The sequence below is a fragment of the Solidesulfovibrio magneticus RS-1 genome, from assembly GCF_000010665.1.
GTDB classification, from domain to species: domain Bacteria; phylum Desulfobacterota; class Desulfovibrionia; order Desulfovibrionales; family Desulfovibrionaceae; genus Solidesulfovibrio; species Solidesulfovibrio magneticus.
On record NC_012796.1, the window covers coordinates 647826 to 665541 of the forward strand.

Genomic DNA, 17716 nt, shown 5'->3' on the forward strand with positions numbered 1-17716 from the left:
CGCCATGAGGATCATCCAATCCGACGTGCTGTCGGTCGGCGCGGGCCTGGCCGGCGAACGGGTGGCCATTGAGGCCGCCGAGAACGGTTTTTCCGCCATCTGCCTGTCCATCGTGCCGGCCCGGCGTTCCCACTCCTCGGCCGCTCAGGGCGGCATGCAGGCGGCTTTGGGCAACTCGGCCATGGGCGAGGGCGACTGCCCGGACGTCCATTTCGCCGACACCGTCAAAGGCTCCGACTGGGGCTGTGACCAGGAAGTGGCCCGGCTATTTTGCGACAACGCCCCCATCGCCATGCGCCAGATGGCCTTCTGGGGCGTGCCCTGGAACCGCGTGGTGCCCGGCGAACAGACCTATTACAAGGGCGGCAAGCCCTTTACCGCCTTTGAAAAGCCCGAAAACGAGGGGCTGATCCACTCGCGCAACTTCGGCGGCACCGCCAAGTGGCGCACCTGCTACACCTCCGACGGCACCGGGCATTGCGTCCTTTTCACCCTGGACAACCGGGCCGCCCAGGTTGGCGTCACGGTCATCGACAAGGTCGAGGTCATCGGGCTTATCCACGACGGCGAAACCTGCATGGGGGCCGTGGCCCGCTGCCTGAAAACCGGCGAGTTGACCGCCTACCTGGCCAAGGCCACGCTCATCGCCACCGGCGGTTTCGGCCGCATCTACCGCGAGTCCACCAACGCCGTCATCTGCGACGGCGGCGGCCTCATCGCCGCCCTGGACACCGGCGTCGTGCCCCTGGGCAACATGGAAGCCGTGCAGTTCCACCCCACCGGCATCGTGCCGACAGACATCCTCGTCACCGAAGGCTGTCGCGGCGACGGCGGCACGCTGCTCGACAAAAACGAGTACCGGTTCATGCCGGACTACGAACCGGAAAAGGCCGAGCTGGCCTCCCGCGACGTGGTCAGCCGCCGCATGACCGAGCACATGCGCAAGGGCCTGGGCGTGCCCTCCCCCTACGGCGACCACCTCTGGCTCGACATCCGCCACCTGGGCGAGCACCACATCCGCACCAAGCTGCGCGAGGTCGACGAGATCTGCCAATCGTTTTTGGGCGTGGACCCCGTCCACCAGCTCATCCCCGTGCGCCCCACCCAGCACTATTCCATGGGCGGCGTGCGCACCAATAAAGACGGCGCGGCCTACGGCTTAAAGGGCCTGTTCTCGGCCGGCGAGGCCGCCTGCTGGGATATGCACGGCTTCAACCGCCTGGGCGGCAATTCCCTGGCCGAAACCGTGGTCGCCGGCATGATCGTCGGCGCGAAAATCGTCGAATTCCTCAAAGGCGCCGAGACCGTCATCAAGACCGCCTCGGTGCGCGACGCCATGGCCGCCCAGCAGGCCCGCATCGACGATCTCATTAATTGCGCAAACGGCCGCGAAAATCCCTACGCCGTCAAAAACGCCATGCACGACGCCATCATGAAGGGAGCCGGCATCTTCCGTAACGGCAAGGACCTGGAAACCTGCGTGGCCGATCTCCAGGAGATTCTCGGCCGCGCCCGCCGCGTGGGCCTGCGCTCAAACGGCAAGGGAGCCAATCCCGAGCTGACCATGGCGCTCAAAATCCAAGGCATGGTCAAGCTCGCCCTGTGCGTGGCCTACGGGGCGCTTAAGCGCACCGAATCGCGCGGCGCGCACACCCGCGAGGACTACCCCGAGCGCAACGACCGCGACTGGCTGACCCGCACCCTGGCCACCTGGGCCGAGGGAGCCGATCTGCCGACGCTCAATTACGAGGCCGCCACCCAGACCTTCGAACTGCCCCCCGGCGACCGCGGCTACGGCGGCGGCAAGATCATTGCCCGCGACGAGTAGGGATGTGCCTCCGGCGGCCAGGAGAGGCGCTACCTCTCCTGGACCTCTCCGCCGGGGGCCTCAGGCCCCCGGACCCCCGGCATGGGTTAAAGACTTGGTGGCGTGACGGCGTCGTTGCGCGTCAATGAGAAGGAGAACAAGATGGCAAGAACGCTGACGTTCAATATATTCCGGTACAACCCGTCCGATCCGGCCTCCTCGCCGCATATGGACACGTTTACCCTGCCCGAAACCGAGCGCATGACGCTTTTCATCGCGCTCAACAAGATTCGCGAGGAGATCGACCCGACCCTGATGTTCGACTTCTGCTGCCGGGCCGGCATCTGCGGCGCTTGCGCCATGGTCATTAACGGCCGCCCGGGTCTGGCCTGCCACACCAAGACCAAGGACATGCCCGAGGACATCACGCTCATGCCCTTGCCCGTCTTCAAGCTGGTGGGCGACCTGTCCGTGGATACCGGGACCTGGTTTCGCGGCATGTACCAGAAGGTCGAATCCTGGGTGCACACCGACAAGGTCTTCGATCCCGCCGCCAAGGAAGAGCGCATGGACAACGCCCTGGCCGAGCAGATCTACGAGCTTGACCGCTGCATCGAATGCGGCTGCTGCGTGGCGGCCTGCGGCACGGCGCTCATGCGCGAGGACTTCCTCGGCGCGGTGGCCTTAAACCGGCTCGCCCGCTTCATTCTCGACCCGCGCGATGAGCGCACCGAGAAAGCGTATTTCGACATCGTGGGCACCGACGAAGGCATCTTCGGCTGCATGGGCCTTTTAGCCTGCGAGGACGTCTGCCCCAAGCAGATTCCGCTCCAGGAACAGCTCGGCAAGCTGCGCCGCAAGATGGCTTTGGCCGCCGTCAAAAACATCCTGCCCAGGTTTTTGAAAAAAGACTTTTAGCGCGGCGTCCGCACAACACATATCTGTTGTGTTGCAGGTAAAGACAATAACAACAGCCTGTTGCCGCAAGGACTCACGTCCCGGCATTTCCCGAATGCGACACGATCGGGAGACTTGGGCGGCACAGGCGGCAGGGGCGACGGCGACGTCGCCCCTTTTTTGCGCCCTGGTGATGGGGCCTTGACGTTATTGTGGAAAGCACTCCCGGAAAAACAAGGCAACCCCGCCGCCGCTGGGCGAAAATCGGCCTCCCACGCCGCTTTTCGCCGCGCGGCACTTGACACGGCCGCCGCCATTGCCCAAGAGACATTTTTCACCATTGACGTGATCGGCATCGTGCCGCCAACTTTCCCCCGCCCGGAGGCTCCATGAAGCGTATCGTCATCGCCCTGGCCCTGGTCCTGTGCGCCGCCCAGCCGGCCCTGGCCGACAAGGTCGCCGCTCCCATCCCCATCGGCATCGCCGTGGCCCAGACCAGCAACGTGGCGCTTTTCGGCCAGGAGCAGGTCAACGGCGCCAAGCTCGCCGAGGAACGCCTGAACGCCGCCGGCGGCGTGAACGGCACGAAAATCGCCCTGGTCTTCCAGGACACCGCCGGCGACGAAGCCGGGGCCGTCAACGCCTTCCAGAACCTGCTCAACCGCGACAAGGTCGTGGCCATCATCGGACCCACGCTCTCCCAGCAGGCTTTCGCCGCCAACCCCATCGCCGACCGGGCCAAGACCCCGGTGGTCGGCCCCTCCAACACCGCCAAGGGCATTCCCGAGATCGGCGAGTTCGTCGGCCGCATCTCCGCCCCCATGACCCAGGTCGCGCCCAACTCCCTCAAGCAGGCCATGAAGATCAAGCCCGACCTCAAGCGGGTGGCCGTGCTCTACGCCCAAAACGACGCCTTCTCCTCTTCCGAGACCACGACCTTCCAGGACGCCATCAAGGAACTCGGCCTGGAAACCGTCACCGTCCAGAAGTTCCAGACCACCGACACCGACTTCACCACCCAGGTCACGGCCGTGCTCGGAGCCAATGCCGATCTGGTCGTCATCTCGGGCTTGGCCGCCGATTCCGGCAACCTCGTCAAACAATTGCGCCAGCTCGGCTACAAGGGCCTCATCGTCGGCGGCAACGGGCTCAATTCGCCCAACATGTTCCCGGTGTGCGGCGCGCTGTGCAACGACGTGCTGGTGGCCCAGGCCTACAGCCCCGGCGCGGTGGACAAAAACCCGGTCAACAAGGACTTCGCCGCCGCCTTCGAGGCCGCCTACAAGAAGGGCCCGGCCCAGTTCTCGGCCCAGGCCTACGCCGCCGTCCAGGTGGTGGTCGAGGCCCTGGCCAAGATCGAAAAAGAGACCGGCAAGAAGATCGCCGACTTCGAGCTGGCCGACCTGCGCGCCGCCCTGAATAAGTCCCTGCGCACCGGCACGTACCTGACGCCCATGGGCGAGATCAGCATGGCCCCCTCCGGCGAGGTGCAGCAAAAGGACTTCTACGTCTCCAAGATCGTCATGAATCCCGACGGCAAGACCGGCGCGTTCGTGCTCGTCTCCGAATAGCAACCGTCCCATCACGGCTGCGGCCGGGACGCCCATGCATGGGCGTCCCGGCCGCTAAAAAAGCGTTCCCATGGATTTCGCCTGGCTCCTGCAAAGTCTCCTCAACGGCCTGAGCATCGGGTCGGTCTACGCCGTCTTCGCCCTGGGCTACACCCTGGTCTTCTCCATCCTCGGCATCATCAATTTCGCCCATGGCGCGGTCTTTACCCTGGGCGCGTACCTCACCTACGCCCTGGCCGTGGGCCATTTCGGCATAAACGGCCTTTTGGCCGACTGGACCATGCCCGTGACCCTGCCCTTCGTGCCGGCGCTGATTCTCGGCGCGCTGCTGTCGGGTCTGGCCGGCATGGCCGTGGAGCGGCTGGCCTTTAAGCCCCTGCGCAAGCGCGGGGCCGATCCGCTCCTGGCCCTGGTCAGCAGCCTGGGCGTGGCCCTTATTGTCGTCAACCTGATCCAGTATCTCGTCGGCGCGGAGATCTATTCCTTCCCCGCCGACATCTTCGGCGACCTGCCCATGGCCGTCATCTTCAAGATCGGCGGCAAGCCCGTGGCCGTGCGCACCATCCAGATCATCCTTTTTGGCGCAAGCCTCGTCATGCTGGCCGGCCTGGGCTGGTTCATCGGCCGCACCCGCGGCGGCAAGGCCCTGCGGGCCACGGCCGAGAACGCCGACACAGCCAGCCTGCTTGGCATCAGCGTCAACCGCTTCATCCTGGGCACCTTTTTCATCTCCGGCCTGCTTGGCGGGCTGTCCGGCACGCTGATTGGCGTCTCCTTTGGCGTGGCCGGGCCGTATTTCGGCGTGTCCTACGGCTTAAAAGGCCTGGCGGTCATCGTGCTCGGCGGCCTTGGCAGCATTCCCGGCGCGGTGCTTGGCGGGCTGGTCATTGGCCTGGGCGAGGCCTTTTTGCCCTCGGACATGAGTTCCTACAAAGAGGCCGTGGCCTTTGTGCTGTTGTTCGCCATCCTGCTGATTCGGCCCCAAGGCCTGCTCGGCGGCCGTCTGGAGCAGAAGGTGTAATCATGTCGGGCTTTTTTGAAAACTACGGGTTTCTCATCGTCACCATCGTGCAGCAGGCGCTTTTGGGACTGAGCATCTATTTCCCGCTCATGGCCGGCCAGCTGTCCCTGGCCAGCATCGGGTTTTATTCCCTGGGCGGCTACGTGGCCGCCATCATGGGCACCCATCCGGCCCTGGCTCCGCTGCGCGAGGCCCTGGGCTTTTGGATGTTCCCCCTGGAGTGGCTCGGGGCGCTTATCCTGTCCGTGATCCTGGGCATCGCCGTGGGCTATCCGGCCCTGCGCCTGCGCGGCATCTATCTGGCCCTGGCCACCGTGGCCTTTGTCCAGGTGGTCAACGTGGCCGTGCTCAACATGCCCATCGCCGGCGGCGCGGTCGGCCTCTTCGGCATCCCCCAGGCTTTCGAATCGCGCCTGGATTACATCTGGTTTTTCGGACCGCTGTTCCTTTTTGCCCTGTTTCTGGTCTGGCGCATTGGGAACATGGGCCGGGGCCTGGCCTTTTTCGCCGTGCGCGAGGACGAGCTGGCCGCCGGGGCCATGGGCGTGGCCACCACCGGCAACAAGGTCACGGCCTTTGTCCTGGGCTGCGCCCTGGCCGGCGTCACCGGAGCCATGTCCGCGCCGTTCCTCAATACCTGGAACGCCCGGCAGGGCACCTTCGACGCCTCGGTCACCTGTCTGGCCTACGTGCTCATCGGCGGTTCGCGCTCCATCTGGGGGCCGCTGTGCGGCGCGGCGCTGCTGGTCAGCCTGCCGGAGCTGTTGCGGCCGCTGAAGGACTCGCGCATGATCCTAAACGGCGTGGTGCTGGTGGCCGCCTGCGTCTATCTGCCCCAGGGCATCATGGGGGGCCTTGCCGCCTTGCGGTCGCGGCTGTCCGGCCGGGGAGGGGCGGCATGAGCGCGCTGTTACAAGCCACCGATCTGCGCCGCCGCTTCGGCGGGCTTATGGCCGTGTGCGACGTGTCCATCGAGGTGCGCCCCGGCGAGATCATGGGGCTTATCGGCCCCAACGGCGCGGGCAAGACCACCTTTTTCAATCTGCTCACCGGCATGACCCGGGCCGATTCCGGCACGGTGGTCTTTGACGGCCACGACGTGACCCGGGCCAAGCCCGAGGCCATCGCCCGGCTGGGGCTGGCCCGCACCTTTCAGAACATCCGCCTGTTTGGCGGCTTGACCCTTATGGACAACGTGCGCGTGGCCGGCCGGGTCCAGGCCCGCCACGGGTTGCTCTCCGGCCTGTGCTTCACCCCGGGCAGCCGCCGCGAGGACGAGGCCGTCACCGAAGAGGCTTACGGTCTGCTGCGCCTGGTCGGCCTGGAGGACCGGGCCGATAACTTGGCCGCCTCGCTGCCCTACGGCGACCGCCGCCGGCTGGAGATCGCCCGGGCCCTGGCGCTTTCGCCCAAGCTGTTGCTCCTCGACGAGCCGGCTGCCGGCCTCAATCCTTCGGAAAAGCTCGGGCTGGCCGATTTCATCCGCGACATCAAGGAACGCTTCGACCTCACGGTGCTTTTGATCGAACACAACGTGCCCATGGTCATGGGGCTGTGCGACCGGGTGATGGTGCTCAATTTCGGCCAGACCATCGCCGTGGGCGCGCCCGAGGACGTGCAGCGCGACCCGGGCGTCATCGAAGCCTATCTCGGAGGGGACGCCCATGGCGCTGCTTGAGGTCGAGGCGCTTTGCGTCAATTACGGGGCCGTCTCGGCCGTGCGCGACGTGTCGTTGTCCGTGGAGCAGGGCGAGATCGTCACGCTCATTGGGGCCAACGGCGCGGGCAAGACGTCCATTTTGCGCGCCATCTCCAAGCTCGTCGCGCCGCGTTCCGGCGTGGTGCGCTTCGACGGCCGCGACGTGACCGCCCTGCCGCCCGAGGCGCTGGTTCGCCTGGGCATGGCCCATTCCCCGGAGGGCCGGCAGGTGCTGGCCAAGCAGAGCGTCGGCGACAACCTGGAGCTTGGGGCCTACGTGCGTAAGGACCGGGCGGAAATCGCCAAGGACATGGCCCGCATGTACGAACTGTTCCCCAGGCTGTCCGAGCGGCGCAACCAGTCGGCCGGAACGCTGTCCGGCGGCGAGCAGCAAATGCTGGCCATCGCCCGGGCGCTCATGAGCCGGCCGCGCTTGTTGCTCCTTGACGAACCGAGCCTGGGACTCGCGCCGCTGCTGGTTTCCGAAATTTTCGAGATCATCGCCGGGCTTGGGGCCATGGGCACGACGATCCTGCTCGTGGAGCAAAACGCCCGTCTGGCCATGCGGGCGGCGGCCCGCACCTACGTGGTGGAGTCGGGCGGCATCGTGCTGGAAGGGCCGTCGGCCGAGTTGGCGGCCGATGAGCGGGTGACCAAGGCGTATTTGGGCTGATCGCGACGCCAGTTCGGCAGAGGGATTTTCGCGCGCGGCGGGGAGGTTTCCCCGCCGCGCTTTTTTGCGGAAGGCGGCTCAGGGCGCTCCGGCCGGATTGCCCGGGGCCGGCGCGGCCGCCTTCTTGGCGGACAGCAGCCAGTAAACCACCCCCAGCGCCAGGATCACCGCCGCGATGGCCCAGACGAACTGCGGGTCCGTCTCCTGGAAATCCAGCACGATGACCTTGCGCGCCGCCGCCATCAGGGCCGTGGCCAGCACGAGGCGCACCTGGATGAACTCCATGCGCAGATACATCACAATGTTCTCGAAAATCTCGATGGCAATGAGCACTGCCAGAAACGCCCCGAAGGTCGCCAAAATGTCGCTGATGTCGAGCAGGAAGTACGGATTTGCGGCCATGCGCCGGTACATCACCCAGACCACGTCCAGGGTGCCCCAGCAGATGACGAAGGTCATGAGCACGGCCAAAAACCGTACTGCCATCTTGATGACCCCATGGCAGCGGGCCAGGAACACGTCGTCCCGGGTCAAGGCGGGCGGGGGGAGGGCGTCTTTGTCGTGGTCCATGGGGTTCTCCGGAGTCGTAGGACTGCCTCGGGCGGCCTGTTGGTCGGACAAAAATGCCCGGCGGCCATGCTCCCAGTGTCCAGGGGTAGCGTCTCCAGAACGAAAGTCAAGCCTGTTGCCGCGCTAACTCGTGTCGTCGCCGAACGATTGCCAAAAAAGTTAAAATTACGCCGAAAAATCTGCGCCGGCCCCGTCTTCCCCTTTGACAGCCGGGCGGCCGCCGTGTATTGCTCAGCGGGCCGGGTGTTCCGGCTGGCGGAACGATGGTTCGCATTTTAAGCCAAATGGAGCCGATTTCGTGTCGGGAAAGGCCAATATATCCGAATCCCTGGCCAAGGGGCTGGCTATCCTCGACCTGTTCGGCGTCGAGGACGCCGGCTTCACCTTAAGCGAAATCGCCGCCCGCGTCGGCATCAGCAAAACTTCCGCCCACCGTTACGTCACCACCTACTGCGAACAGGACTATCTGGCCCGCGATCCCCGCTCGGGCCTGTACCGCCTGGGCGTGCGCACCCTGGCCCTGGCCCAGTCCATGATCGAGACCAGCGAGCTGGTGCGCGGCCTGCGCCCCTTTGTGGACGAAGCCGCCGCCCGCCACGGCATCCACATCGACGTGGCCCTGCTCTCCCGGGACGCCGTCTATCTTGTCTATCGCCGTGACTCGGCCGACACCCGGGTCTTCCGGTCGTTCAGCTACGCTTCGTCCCTGCACTATCTGGCCGCCGGCAAGGCCGCCATGGCCTTCATGGAACCGCGCGCCCTGGCCGGCATCATGTCGCGCTTGCAGCTTACCGCCAAGACCGACCGCACCATCACCGACAAAGCCGTGCTCGAAGCCGAGCTGGCCGAGGCCCGGGAACTGGGCTACGCCAAGAATAACGAGGAATCGCTGCCGGGCCTCATCGCCATCGGCGCGCCGCTGTTTTCCCTGCGCACCGGAGAGGTGGTCGGCGCGGTCAGCTTCGACTCGTCCACCGCCACCTATTCCATGCAGGAGTTGGAACGCCTCTTCGCCGGCTATCTGGTGGAGTTGGCCAAGAAAATATCGGCCGTGGTCTCGCTGTAACCGCCGGGCCGCATCGGCCGCCGGCGAAAACCGCAACGTGGAGGACTTCTCATGCGCAAAATGCTTCTTTTGTGCCTGGCTTTGGTGCTCGGTTTCGCCAACGCGGCCCTGGCCGCCGACGACACCGTCAAGATCGGCGTCTTTTTGCCCCTGACCGGCCAGAACGCCTTTGGCGGACAGCTGGAGCTTGAGGGCGTGCAGCTCGCCGCCAAGGAAAACCCCACCGTCCTGGGCAAAAAAGTCGAACTGTTCGTCGTGGACAACAAGTCCGACAAGGTCGAAGCGGCCAACGCCGTCAAGCGCCTGATCGAAAAGGAAAAAGTCCAGGCCATCATCGGCACCTACGGCTCCTCCCTGGCCATGGCCGGCGGCGAAGTCTCCGAAAAGGCCGGCATCCCCCAGGTCGGCACAAGCTGCACCAACCCGCTGGTCACCCAGGGCAAGAAGTACATCTTCCGCGTGTGCTTCATCGACCCCTACCAGGGCGCCGGCGCGGCCACCTATGCTTATAAGACCCTGGGCCTGAAAAAGGCCGCCATGCTCGTCGACCTGGCCAGCGACTACTCCGTGGGCCTGTCCAAGTTCTTCAGCAAGTCCTTCACCAAGCTCGGCGGCCAGGTCGTGGCCACGCTCAACTACCAGTCCGGCGACCAGGACTTCACCGCCCAGCTGACCAAGATCATTTCCGAGAAGCCCGACGTCCTGTTTATCCCCTCCTACTTCGCCGAAGGCGCCATCATCATGAAGCAGGCCAAGGAACTCGGCGCCACCTTCAAGATCATGGGCGGCGACGCCATGGACAACCCCAAGATCACCGACATCGGCGGCGCCGCCGTGGAAGGGTTCGTCCACACCACCTTCCCCTATGATCCGTCCATGAAGAACATGACCGAGATGGCCAAGAAGTTCACCGCCGCCTGGAAGGCCCAGTATCCCGGCAAGGAACTCAACGTGAATGCCGCCCTGGGCTACGACGCCTACATGATCATCCTCGACGCCATCACCCGCGCCGGCAAGGCCGACCCCGAGTCCATCGCCAAGGCCCTGGCCGCCACCAAGGGATTCCAGGGCGTCACCGGCGCCACCACCATCAACGAAACCCACGACGCCGAAAAACCCGTGGGCCTCGTGGTGATCAAGGACGGCAAGAAGATCTACGAAGGCGAAATCACCCCCGAACTCTAAACCGTACGACGCGTTTCGCCCGCGGCGGGGCGGCCCCAAAAAGGGGCCGTCCCGCCAAACCGACCGGGTGGCGAAACCGCAGGCAAGGACCCCCGCATGAACTCGGCGACGTTCATCCAGCACATGCTCAACAGCCTGACCCTGGGCAGTCTCTACGCCCTGGTCGCCATCGGCTACACGATGGTCTACGGCATCCTGCGCCTGATCAATTTCGCCCACAGCGAAATGTTCATGCTCGGGGCGTATTTCGTTTTCTGGGGCATCACCCTGGCCAACCTCCCCTGGCCCGTGGCCATGGTCATCGCCATCGTCGTCACCGCGACGCTTGGCATCGTGGTCGATCAGGTGGCCTACCGGCCGCTGCGCGACGCTCCCCGAATTTCGGCACTCATCAGCTCCATCGGCGTATCCTTTTTCCTCCAAAACGTGGCCATCGTCTTTTTCCAGGCCATCCCCCGCGAGGTCTACCGGCCCCAGTGGCTGGAAAACCCCATCATCATGGGCGGGGTGCGGGTGCTGCCGCTGACGCTTTTCGTGCCGCTACTGTCCCTGGCGCTCATGCTCGGGCTTATCTGGATCGTCTACCGCACCAAGGCCGGCCTTGGCATGCGGGCCATCAGCAAGGACATTGAGACGAGCTACCTCATGGGCGTGCCGGTCAACCGCATCATCGCCCTGACCTTTGGCATCGGCTCGGCCCTGGCCGCCGCCAGCGGCATCATGTGGGCCCTGCGCTATCCCCAGCTCCAGCCCATCATGGGCACCATCCCCGGATTCAAGGCCTTCATCGCCGCCGTCTTCGGCGGCATCGGCTCCATCCAGGGCGCCGTCATCGGCGGTCTGGCCCTGGGATTCATCGAGATCATGACCGTGGCCTTCTTCCCCGATCTGGCCGGCTACCGGGACGCGTTCGCCTTTGTGCTGCTCATCGCCGTCCTGATGTTCAAGCCGACAGGCCTTTTGGGCGAACGTCTGGAGGATAAAGTCTGATGCGACGCGGACAAACCATCATCCTCAATCTTGTGGCCGTGCTGGCCCTGGGCGGATTTCTGTGGCTGGCCGAAGGCAATTTCGACGGCTACAAGATCCAGATCTTAAACCTCATCGCCATCAACATCATCCTGGCCCTGTCGCTCAACCTCATCTACGGCTTCACCGGGCTTTTCAGCCTCGGCCACGCCGGGTTCATGGCCATCGGAGCCTATATCTGCTCCATCCTGATCATGACCCCGGACCAGAAAGACATGCTCTTTCTGCTGGAACCGGCCTATGACTGGGTGCAAAACGCCCACGCCCCGTTTTTGGTCGCCGTCCTGGCCGGCGGACTCGTGGCCGCCGCCATCGGCGCGCTGGTCGGCTTTCCGCTGCTGCGCCTGGGCGACGACTACCTCGGCATCGCCACCCTGGGCTTTGCCGAAATCATCCGCGTGCTGGCCAACAACTTCCCCCGCCTGACCAACGGGGCGCTGGGGTTCAAGGGCATTCCCGACTACGCCAACCTGTGGTGGAACTTCGGCTGGTGCCTGGTCACCCTCTACGTCATCGTGCGGCTGCTCAAAAGCAACACCGGCAACGTGCTCAAGGCCATCCGCGACGACGAAGCCGCCGCCCGGGCCATGGGCGTCAACGTCTTCCGCTACAAACTGTTGTCGTTTACCGTGGGCGCGTTTTTCGCCGGCATCGGCGGCGCGCTCCTGGCCAGCCTGCTCACCACCATCGACCCCAAGATGTTCCTTTTTACCCTCACCTTTAACATCCTCATGATCGTGGTGGCCGGCGGCCTTGGTTCCCTGAGCGGCACGGTCATGGCCGGCATCGGCATCACCGTGCTGCTTGAATGGCTGCGGGTGGTGGAAAATCCGGTGGATATCTTCGGCTACGAGCTGCCCGGCGTGCCGGGGATGCGCATGGTCGTGTTTTCCCTGGCGCTCATCATGATCATCCTCTTCCGGCGCGAGGGACTCATGGGTATGCGCGAACTGCACTGGCAATCCCTGTCCAAAGTGTTTTCCCGGGGGAGGGCGTGATGTCCGGCGACGTGATTTTAGCCACAAACGACGTGACCATGCGCTTTGGCGGTTTGGCCGCGGTGACGGACCTGTCCCTGGCCGTGCGCCGGGGAACCATCGCCGGGCTTATTGGCCCCAACGGCGCGGGCAAGACCACCTGCTTCAACATGATCACCGGCTTTTACAAGCCGACCATGGGTTCCATCGTCTTTAACGGCCAGGAGGTCACCGGGCTGCCGCCGCACAAGGTCTGCAAGGCCGGCATCGCCCGCACCTTCCAGAACATCCGGCTGTTCGGCAATGAGACCGTGCTCGAAAACGTCATGATCGGCCGCCATCTGCGCCAGAAGACCAGCTGGATCGACGCCGTGCTCTTCACCCCGGGCTACCTGCGCGAGGACAAGTCCATGCGCGCCCATTGTCTGGAGCTGCTGGCCGCCGTGGGACTGGCCGATCTGGCCGACGAAAAGGCCTCCAGCCTGGCCTACGGCGCGCAAAGACGCCTGGAAATCGCCCGAGCTCTGGCCACCGAGCCGTCGTTTCTGCTCCTGGACGAACCCGCCGCCGGCATGAACCCCCAGGAATCCGAAGACCTCATGGGTTTCGTGCGCACCATCCGCCAGGACTTCGACCTGACCATCCTGCTCATCGAACACGACATGAAAGTTGTCATGGGCATCTGCGAACACATCTGGGTGCTCGATTACGGCGTCACCATCGCCGAGGGCGCTCCCGAGGCCATCCGCCGCGATCCCAAGGTGATCCTGGCCTACCTCGGCGAGGAAGGGGGACTCCATGCTTGAGATCCGCGATCTCCACGTCCACTACGGCGGCATCCATGCCTTAAAGGGCGTCTCCCTCGACGTGCCCAAGGGCTCCATCGTGACGCTCATTGGCGCCAACGGCGCGGGCAAGTCGAGTACGCTTCGGGCCATCTCGGGGCTGGTCAAAAACAAGCGCGGCCGCATCTCCTGGAACGGCACGGACATCTCCACCAAGAATCCCGTGGACATCGTCAAGTCCGGCATCGTCATGTCCCCCGAGGGACGGCGCATCTTCGCCCACCTGACCGTGCTGGAAAACCTGCGCCTGGGAGCCTACAGCCGCTCCGACGAGGCCGGCATCGCCAAGGACATCGACTGGGTCTTCGAACTCTTTCCGCGCCTGTCCGAACGCCGCAACCAGAAAGGCGGCACGCTCTCCGGCGGCGAACAGCAGATGCTGGCCGTGGGCCGCGCGCTCATGGCCGCGCCGCAGCTCGTCATGCTCGACGAGCCAAGCCTTGGCCTGGCCCCGCTTATCGTCAAGGAAGTCTTCGACATCATCCGCATGATCAACGCCAAGGGCATGACCGTGCTGCTTGTGGAACAAAACGCCTATGCGGCCCTCAAGGTCGCCCACCAGGCCTACGTCCTCGAAGTCGGCACCATCACGCTCTCCGGCACCGGCGAAGCGCTCATCGCCGACGACCGCGTCCGCGAAGCCTATTTGGGTGGATAGTAGGGGTTTAAAAACACGGCGTTTTCGGTGGATTGAGAAGAGGAAGAGGCCTCCGGCGGCCAAAGGGGCTGAGCCCCTTTGGAAACCCCACCTGGGGAAACAGTTTGCAATGGGGAAACATGTGAAACTTGCCGTCTATTCCATGGGCGGAACCATCGACAAGGTCTATTTCGACGACCTGTCCGACTACTCCGTGGGCGATCCGCAAGTCGGGGCCATCCTGACCCAGGCCGGGGTGGACTTCACCTGGAGCGTCACCGAGATCGCCCGCAAGGACAGCCTCTACGTCACCGACGAGGAGCGCGCCGTCCTGCGCGGACGCATCCTGGCCGACGCGGCCGGCCACGTGCTCATCACCCACGGCACCGACACCATGACCCGCACGGCCGAGTTTTTGGCCGATATCCCGGGCAAGACCATCGTCCTGACCGGGGCCATGAGCCCGGCCCGGTTCGCCGCCTCCGACGCGCCGTTCAATGTGGGCTGCGCCGTGGGCGCGGTCTGGTCCAGCCCCCCCGGCGTCTACATCGCCATGAGCGGCCGGGTGTTCCCGGCCGGGGCCGTGCGCAAGAACCGCAAGCGCGGCCGGTTCGAGGACGCAGCCCCCGCCGGCGGGGAAGGGTAAGGGCCGATTCCATTTTCCATGTGGAACCGGCGCAAGCCCTTCCACGCTGCTCTGTTTAGACAGACGCAAGACATGACGGCCGTTGTGTTTTGCATCAGGTAGAAGCCCTATGATCGAACTCGCCGATGTCCTGGCCGCACGGGAGCGCCTGTCGCCCCGGCTGGCTCCGACGCCCTTTTTGCAGTCCCAGGTGCTTTCGGCCATGACCGGGGCCGCTGTCTGGGTCAAATTCGAAAACCATCAGTTCACCGCCTCCTTCAAGGAACGCGGCGCGCTCAACAAGCTGCTGACGCTCTCCGAAACCGAACGCTCGCGTGGCGTGTCGGCCATGTCCGCCGGCAACCATGCCCAGGGCGTGGCCTACCACGCCAAGAACCTGGGCATCCCGGCCGTCATCGTCATGCCGGCCCACACCCCGTCGGTGAAGGTGGAGCATACCCGCGCCCACGGCGCGGAAGTCGTGCTGGCCGGCGAAACCCTGGCCGAGGCCACCGAGGCGGCCAAGCGCATTACGGCCGAGCGCGGCCTGACCTTTGTCCATCCCTTTGACGATCCCATGGTCATGGCCGGCCAGGGCACGGTTGCCCTGGAAATGCTGGACGCCGTGCCCGACCTCGACGTCATGGTCACGCCCATCGGCGGCGGCGGGCTTATTTCCGGCGTGGCCACGGCGGCCAAGGGCGTGCGCCCGGACATCGAGGTCGTGGGCGTCCAGGCCGCCTGCTATCCGTCCATGCTGTGCGCCATGCGCGGCGAGCCCCCCGAGGGCACGGGCAACACCATCGCCGAGGGCATTGCCGTCAAGTATCCGGGCGCGCTCACCACCGAGGTGGTCAAGGCCCGGGTGGACGCGGTCTTGACCGTGGACGAGCCGCGCCTGGAGCAGGCCGTGGCGCTCTTTCTCTTCATCGAAAAGACCGTGGCCGAAGGGGCCGGCGCTTCGCCCCTGGCCGCGCTGCTGGAATATCCCGGCCGTTTCGCCGGCAAGAAGGTTGGGCTGGTCCTTTCCGGCGGCAACATCGACCCCCGGCTTCTGGCCTCGGTCATCATGCGCGAGCTGATTCGGGAAGGCCGGGTGGTGACCATCCGCCTGCCCATCTCCGACCGTCCCGGCACGTTGGCCCAGGTGACGGCGGTCTTGCGCGACAGCGGGGCCAACATCATGGAGATCCAGCACCACCGCACGCTGCTCGCCCTGCCGGCCAAGGAGGCGAGCCTGGAAATCGCCTTCGAGGCCCGGGACCGCGAGCATGGCCGGTCAGTGGTGGCCGCGCTGACGGCGGCGGGATTTCAGCCGGAAGTGCTGTAGTTTACAACGCCGGCGCGCCAAGCCCCCCTGGCGTGCCGGACCTGCCGGCCGCGATCACCGTGTGTGGTCGCGGCCGGTTTTTGTTTCCTCGAAGGACAACACCAACCGCTGGCCCAGAGCCGCCGCAGCCCGTTCCAGGCTTTTGAGCGACGGCCAGTGCCCCGGATCTTCCAGCCGCTTGGCGGCCGGCCAGGACGTGCCCAGGGCGCGGGCCAGATCGGCCAGGGCACGCGGCCCCCGGGCGAAGCGCACGAGCAGGGCGGCCTGGGTCTTGGCGTCGGGGGCGATGAGGCGTTCACCGGGGCCTGCCGGGGAGGGCGCGGCGATGGGCAGATCGTGGGCGATCTTGGTTTCGAGCATAGCGGTCAGCACTTCCGAGGCGTAATAGAGAGCCTCTTCCTCGCTGTCCCCTTCGGTGAAGGTGTCGGCGAAGTCGGGAAAACTTACGAAATAGCCGCCCCCTTCCTGGGGTTCGAGACGGGCAGGGTAGCGGATTTCCATGGCTTCTCCTATTTGAGCGTAACGCCGGTCTGGCGGGCGATGGCGGCCAGCAGGCCGGCCCCCAGGTCTTTTGCGCCGTGAACCGGCACCGGGACCGCCCGGCCATCCTTGAGCATGACGTGATGGCTTCCCTTGATGCGGTCGAGACGCCAGCCGGCGGCTTTGAGCCGTTCGATGACGTCATGTCCGTTCATCCTCTTTTGGTATATCAAAAAAGAACTATGTCAACTGTCGGCTTCGGACGGCGTCTCGGGGAACCCTGCCGCGTGGCCGGCGTTGCCGTCGCCAGCGCGCACGCCGCCGCTGGCGTCGCGTCCCTGAAAAACATACGAGAGCATTGTGTATGAAAAGATCATGGTTTTAGTCTGTTGGCCGTGAAAGGCTCCATGCGCATTTTCGTGGCCGCGACACGGCCCCCAAAGTTCCGCGCCCGTTGCCGCCAGGCCCTGGCTGGGGTAGGCCTTTTAGGCCACGGCCCGACTGTCCGGGCTGGCCCACTCAGGAGGAATGTCATGGCGCGCTGGTTTCCCGAGGCCCTGGCGGCGGCGTTCGCGGTGTTTTTCGTGTTGCTTGGCCTGTCCCCGGTCTCCCGGGAGGTCTGGTGGGCCGAGGTCATCCCCATCATGGTCGTCTTCCTGCTGCTCGTGGCCACAGCCCGGCGCTTCCGGTTTTCCAACCTGGCCTACGCGCTCATGTCGGTCTGGCTCGTTCTCCACACCATCGGCGGGCATTACACCTTCGCCAATGTCCCCTTTGGCTTTGTCACCGACCTGTTCGGCTTTTCGCGCAACCACTTCGACCGCATGGCCCATTTCACCGTGGGTTTTTACGCCTTTCCCCTAGCCGAATTCCTCTGGCGCAGGCGGCTGGCCCATCCGGCGGTCATCGCCGTGTTTGGCCTCACCATGATCATGGCCGTGGCCTGCGCCTACGAGATCATCGAATGGTGGTACGCCGCCGCCGAGGGCGGTCAGGCCGGCATTGAGTTCCTGGGCAGCCAGGGCGACGTCTGGGACGCCCAGAAGGACATGCTGGCCGACACCCTGGGGGCCGTGGCCGTTGTGGCGCTTTTCTGGATCGTCCGCCGCCGGCTGCCCGTGGAGCCTGATCGGGCCGGTTCGTATCGCCACGACCGCTCGTGTCGCGTCTCTTAAAAAATACGAGAGTATTTTTTAGGAAAAACACATGGTTTTAGGCTGTTGTCCACGCAATGCCCTAGGCGCTTTTCGTGGACGCGACACTCGGCCGGGCTGGTCCCGGTCCGTGCCGCCACGCCGGTAAAC

19 protein-coding genes are annotated in these 17716 nt (G+C 65.0%); 16 read left to right on the forward strand and 3 right to left on the reverse strand.

Annotation, left to right across the window (positions count from 1 at the left end; translation table 11 throughout):
- Positions 1 to 4 precede the first annotated feature (4 nt).
- From DMR_RS02710 to DMR_RS02740, 7 genes are all read left to right on the forward strand, one after another.
- A complete protein-coding gene (locus DMR_RS02710) occupies positions 5 to 1828 on the forward strand; it encodes a fumarate reductase flavoprotein subunit (protein WP_012750149.1) in 1824 nt (607 codons plus the stop codon).
- Between the two features lie 141 nt (positions 1829 to 1969).
- Entirely contained in the window at positions 1970 to 2725 is a 756-nt protein-coding gene (locus tag DMR_RS02715; protein ID WP_012750150.1) for a fumarate reductase iron-sulfur subunit, read from the forward strand.
- A gap of 368 nt (positions 2726 to 3093) precedes the next feature.
- Complete coding sequence (locus DMR_RS02720) at positions 3094 to 4275, forward strand: ABC transporter substrate-binding protein (protein WP_012750151.1); 1182 nt, start codon at positions 3094 to 3096, stop codon at positions 4273 to 4275.
- 70 nt (positions 4276 to 4345) lie between these two features.
- Positions 4346 to 5296: a branched-chain amino acid ABC transporter permease gene (locus DMR_RS02725; protein WP_012750152.1), complete on the forward strand. Its 951-nt coding sequence runs from the start codon at positions 4346 to 4348 to the stop codon at positions 5294 to 5296.
- Between the two features lie 2 nt (positions 5297 to 5298).
- Positions 5299 to 6198: a branched-chain amino acid ABC transporter permease gene (locus DMR_RS02730; protein WP_012750153.1), complete on the forward strand. Its 900-nt coding sequence runs from the start codon at positions 5299 to 5301 to the stop codon at positions 6196 to 6198.
- Positions 6195 to 6974 (forward strand): ABC transporter ATP-binding protein, encoded by a 780-nt coding sequence (locus tag DMR_RS02735; RefSeq protein ID WP_012750154.1) that lies wholly within the window; start codon positions 6195 to 6197, stop codon positions 6972 to 6974. Before DMR_RS02730 ends, DMR_RS02735 begins: the two co-directional genes overlap by 4 nt.
- Entirely contained in the window at positions 6961 to 7668 is a 708-nt protein-coding gene (locus tag DMR_RS02740) for an ABC transporter ATP-binding protein (protein ID WP_012750155.1), read from the forward strand. The genes DMR_RS02735 and DMR_RS02740 overlap by 14 nt, the downstream gene beginning before the upstream one ends.
- Positions 7669 to 7746: 78 nt before the next feature.
- Here DMR_RS02740 and DMR_RS02745 read toward each other — a convergent pair whose 3' ends face one another.
- Positions 7747 to 8238 (reverse strand): phosphate-starvation-inducible PsiE family protein, encoded by a 492-nt coding sequence (locus tag DMR_RS02745; RefSeq protein ID WP_052278940.1) that lies wholly within the window; start codon positions 8236 to 8238, stop codon positions 7747 to 7749.
- A gap of 298 nt (positions 8239 to 8536) precedes the next feature.
- Here DMR_RS02745 and DMR_RS02750 point away from each other — a divergent pair, with 298 nt between their 5' ends.
- The 8 genes from DMR_RS02750 to DMR_RS02785 all read left to right on the forward strand — a co-directional run bounded on the left by DMR_RS02750 (position 8537) and on the right by DMR_RS02785 (position 15932).
- Positions 8537 to 9304, forward strand: coding sequence for an IclR family transcriptional regulator (locus tag DMR_RS02750; protein ID WP_012750157.1), 768 nt, complete (start codon positions 8537 to 8539; stop codon positions 9302 to 9304).
- Positions 9305 to 9355: 51 nt separating this feature from the next.
- Positions 9356 to 10489, forward strand: a complete 1134-nt coding sequence (locus DMR_RS02755) for an ABC transporter substrate-binding protein (RefSeq protein ID WP_012750158.1) — start codon at positions 9356 to 9358, stop codon at positions 10487 to 10489.
- Positions 10490 to 10585: 96 nt separating this feature from the next.
- Entirely contained in the window at positions 10586 to 11479 is an 894-nt protein-coding gene (locus DMR_RS02760; protein ID WP_012750159.1) for a branched-chain amino acid ABC transporter permease, read from the forward strand.
- Positions 11479 to 12516: a branched-chain amino acid ABC transporter permease gene (locus DMR_RS02765; protein WP_012750160.1), complete on the forward strand. Its 1038-nt coding sequence runs from the start codon at positions 11479 to 11481 to the stop codon at positions 12514 to 12516. Before DMR_RS02760 ends, DMR_RS02765 begins: the two co-directional genes overlap by 1 nt.
- The gene (locus DMR_RS02770; protein WP_012750161.1) at positions 12516 to 13301 is read left to right on the forward strand and encodes an ABC transporter ATP-binding protein; all 786 of its coding nucleotides are present in this window, start codon (positions 12516 to 12518) and stop codon (positions 13299 to 13301) included. Before DMR_RS02765 ends, DMR_RS02770 begins: the two co-directional genes overlap by 1 nt.
- Complete coding sequence (locus DMR_RS02775) at positions 13294 to 13998, forward strand: ABC transporter ATP-binding protein (protein WP_012750162.1); 705 nt, start codon at positions 13294 to 13296, stop codon at positions 13996 to 13998. Before DMR_RS02770 ends, DMR_RS02775 begins: the two co-directional genes overlap by 8 nt.
- Positions 13999 to 14119: 121 nt before the next feature.
- Positions 14120 to 14623 (forward strand): asparaginase domain-containing protein, encoded by a 504-nt coding sequence (locus DMR_RS02780; protein WP_081429562.1) that lies wholly within the window; start codon positions 14120 to 14122, stop codon positions 14621 to 14623.
- A 109-nt stretch (positions 14624 to 14732) separates the two neighbouring features.
- Complete coding sequence (locus DMR_RS02785) at positions 14733 to 15932, forward strand: threonine ammonia-lyase (protein ID WP_043599919.1); 1200 nt, start codon at positions 14733 to 14735, stop codon at positions 15930 to 15932.
- Between the two features lie 54 nt (positions 15933 to 15986).
- On the opposite strand, the gene DMR_RS02790 is transcribed toward DMR_RS02785, so the two are convergent.
- Both DMR_RS02790 and DMR_RS02795 read right to left on the reverse strand, forming a co-directional pair.
- Positions 15987 to 16433 carry a type II toxin-antitoxin system HicB family antitoxin gene (locus tag DMR_RS02790; protein ID WP_012750165.1) on the reverse strand — a complete coding sequence of 149 codons (447 nt, stop codon included), beginning with the start codon at positions 16431 to 16433 and terminating at the stop codon, positions 15987 to 15989.
- 8 nt (positions 16434 to 16441) lie between these two features.
- Positions 16442 to 16627 (reverse strand): type II toxin-antitoxin system HicA family toxin, encoded by a 186-nt coding sequence (locus DMR_RS02795; RefSeq protein WP_012750166.1) that lies wholly within the window; start codon positions 16625 to 16627, stop codon positions 16442 to 16444.
- Between the two features lie 318 nt (positions 16628 to 16945).
- On the opposite strand from DMR_RS02795, the gene DMR_RS02800 reads away from it, so the two are divergent.
- On the forward strand, positions 16946 to 17587 hold the full coding sequence (locus tag DMR_RS02800; protein WP_012750168.1) for a DUF2238 domain-containing protein: 642 nt from the start codon (positions 16946 to 16948) through the stop codon (positions 17585 to 17587).
- Positions 17588 to 17716: the final 129 nt, after the last annotated feature.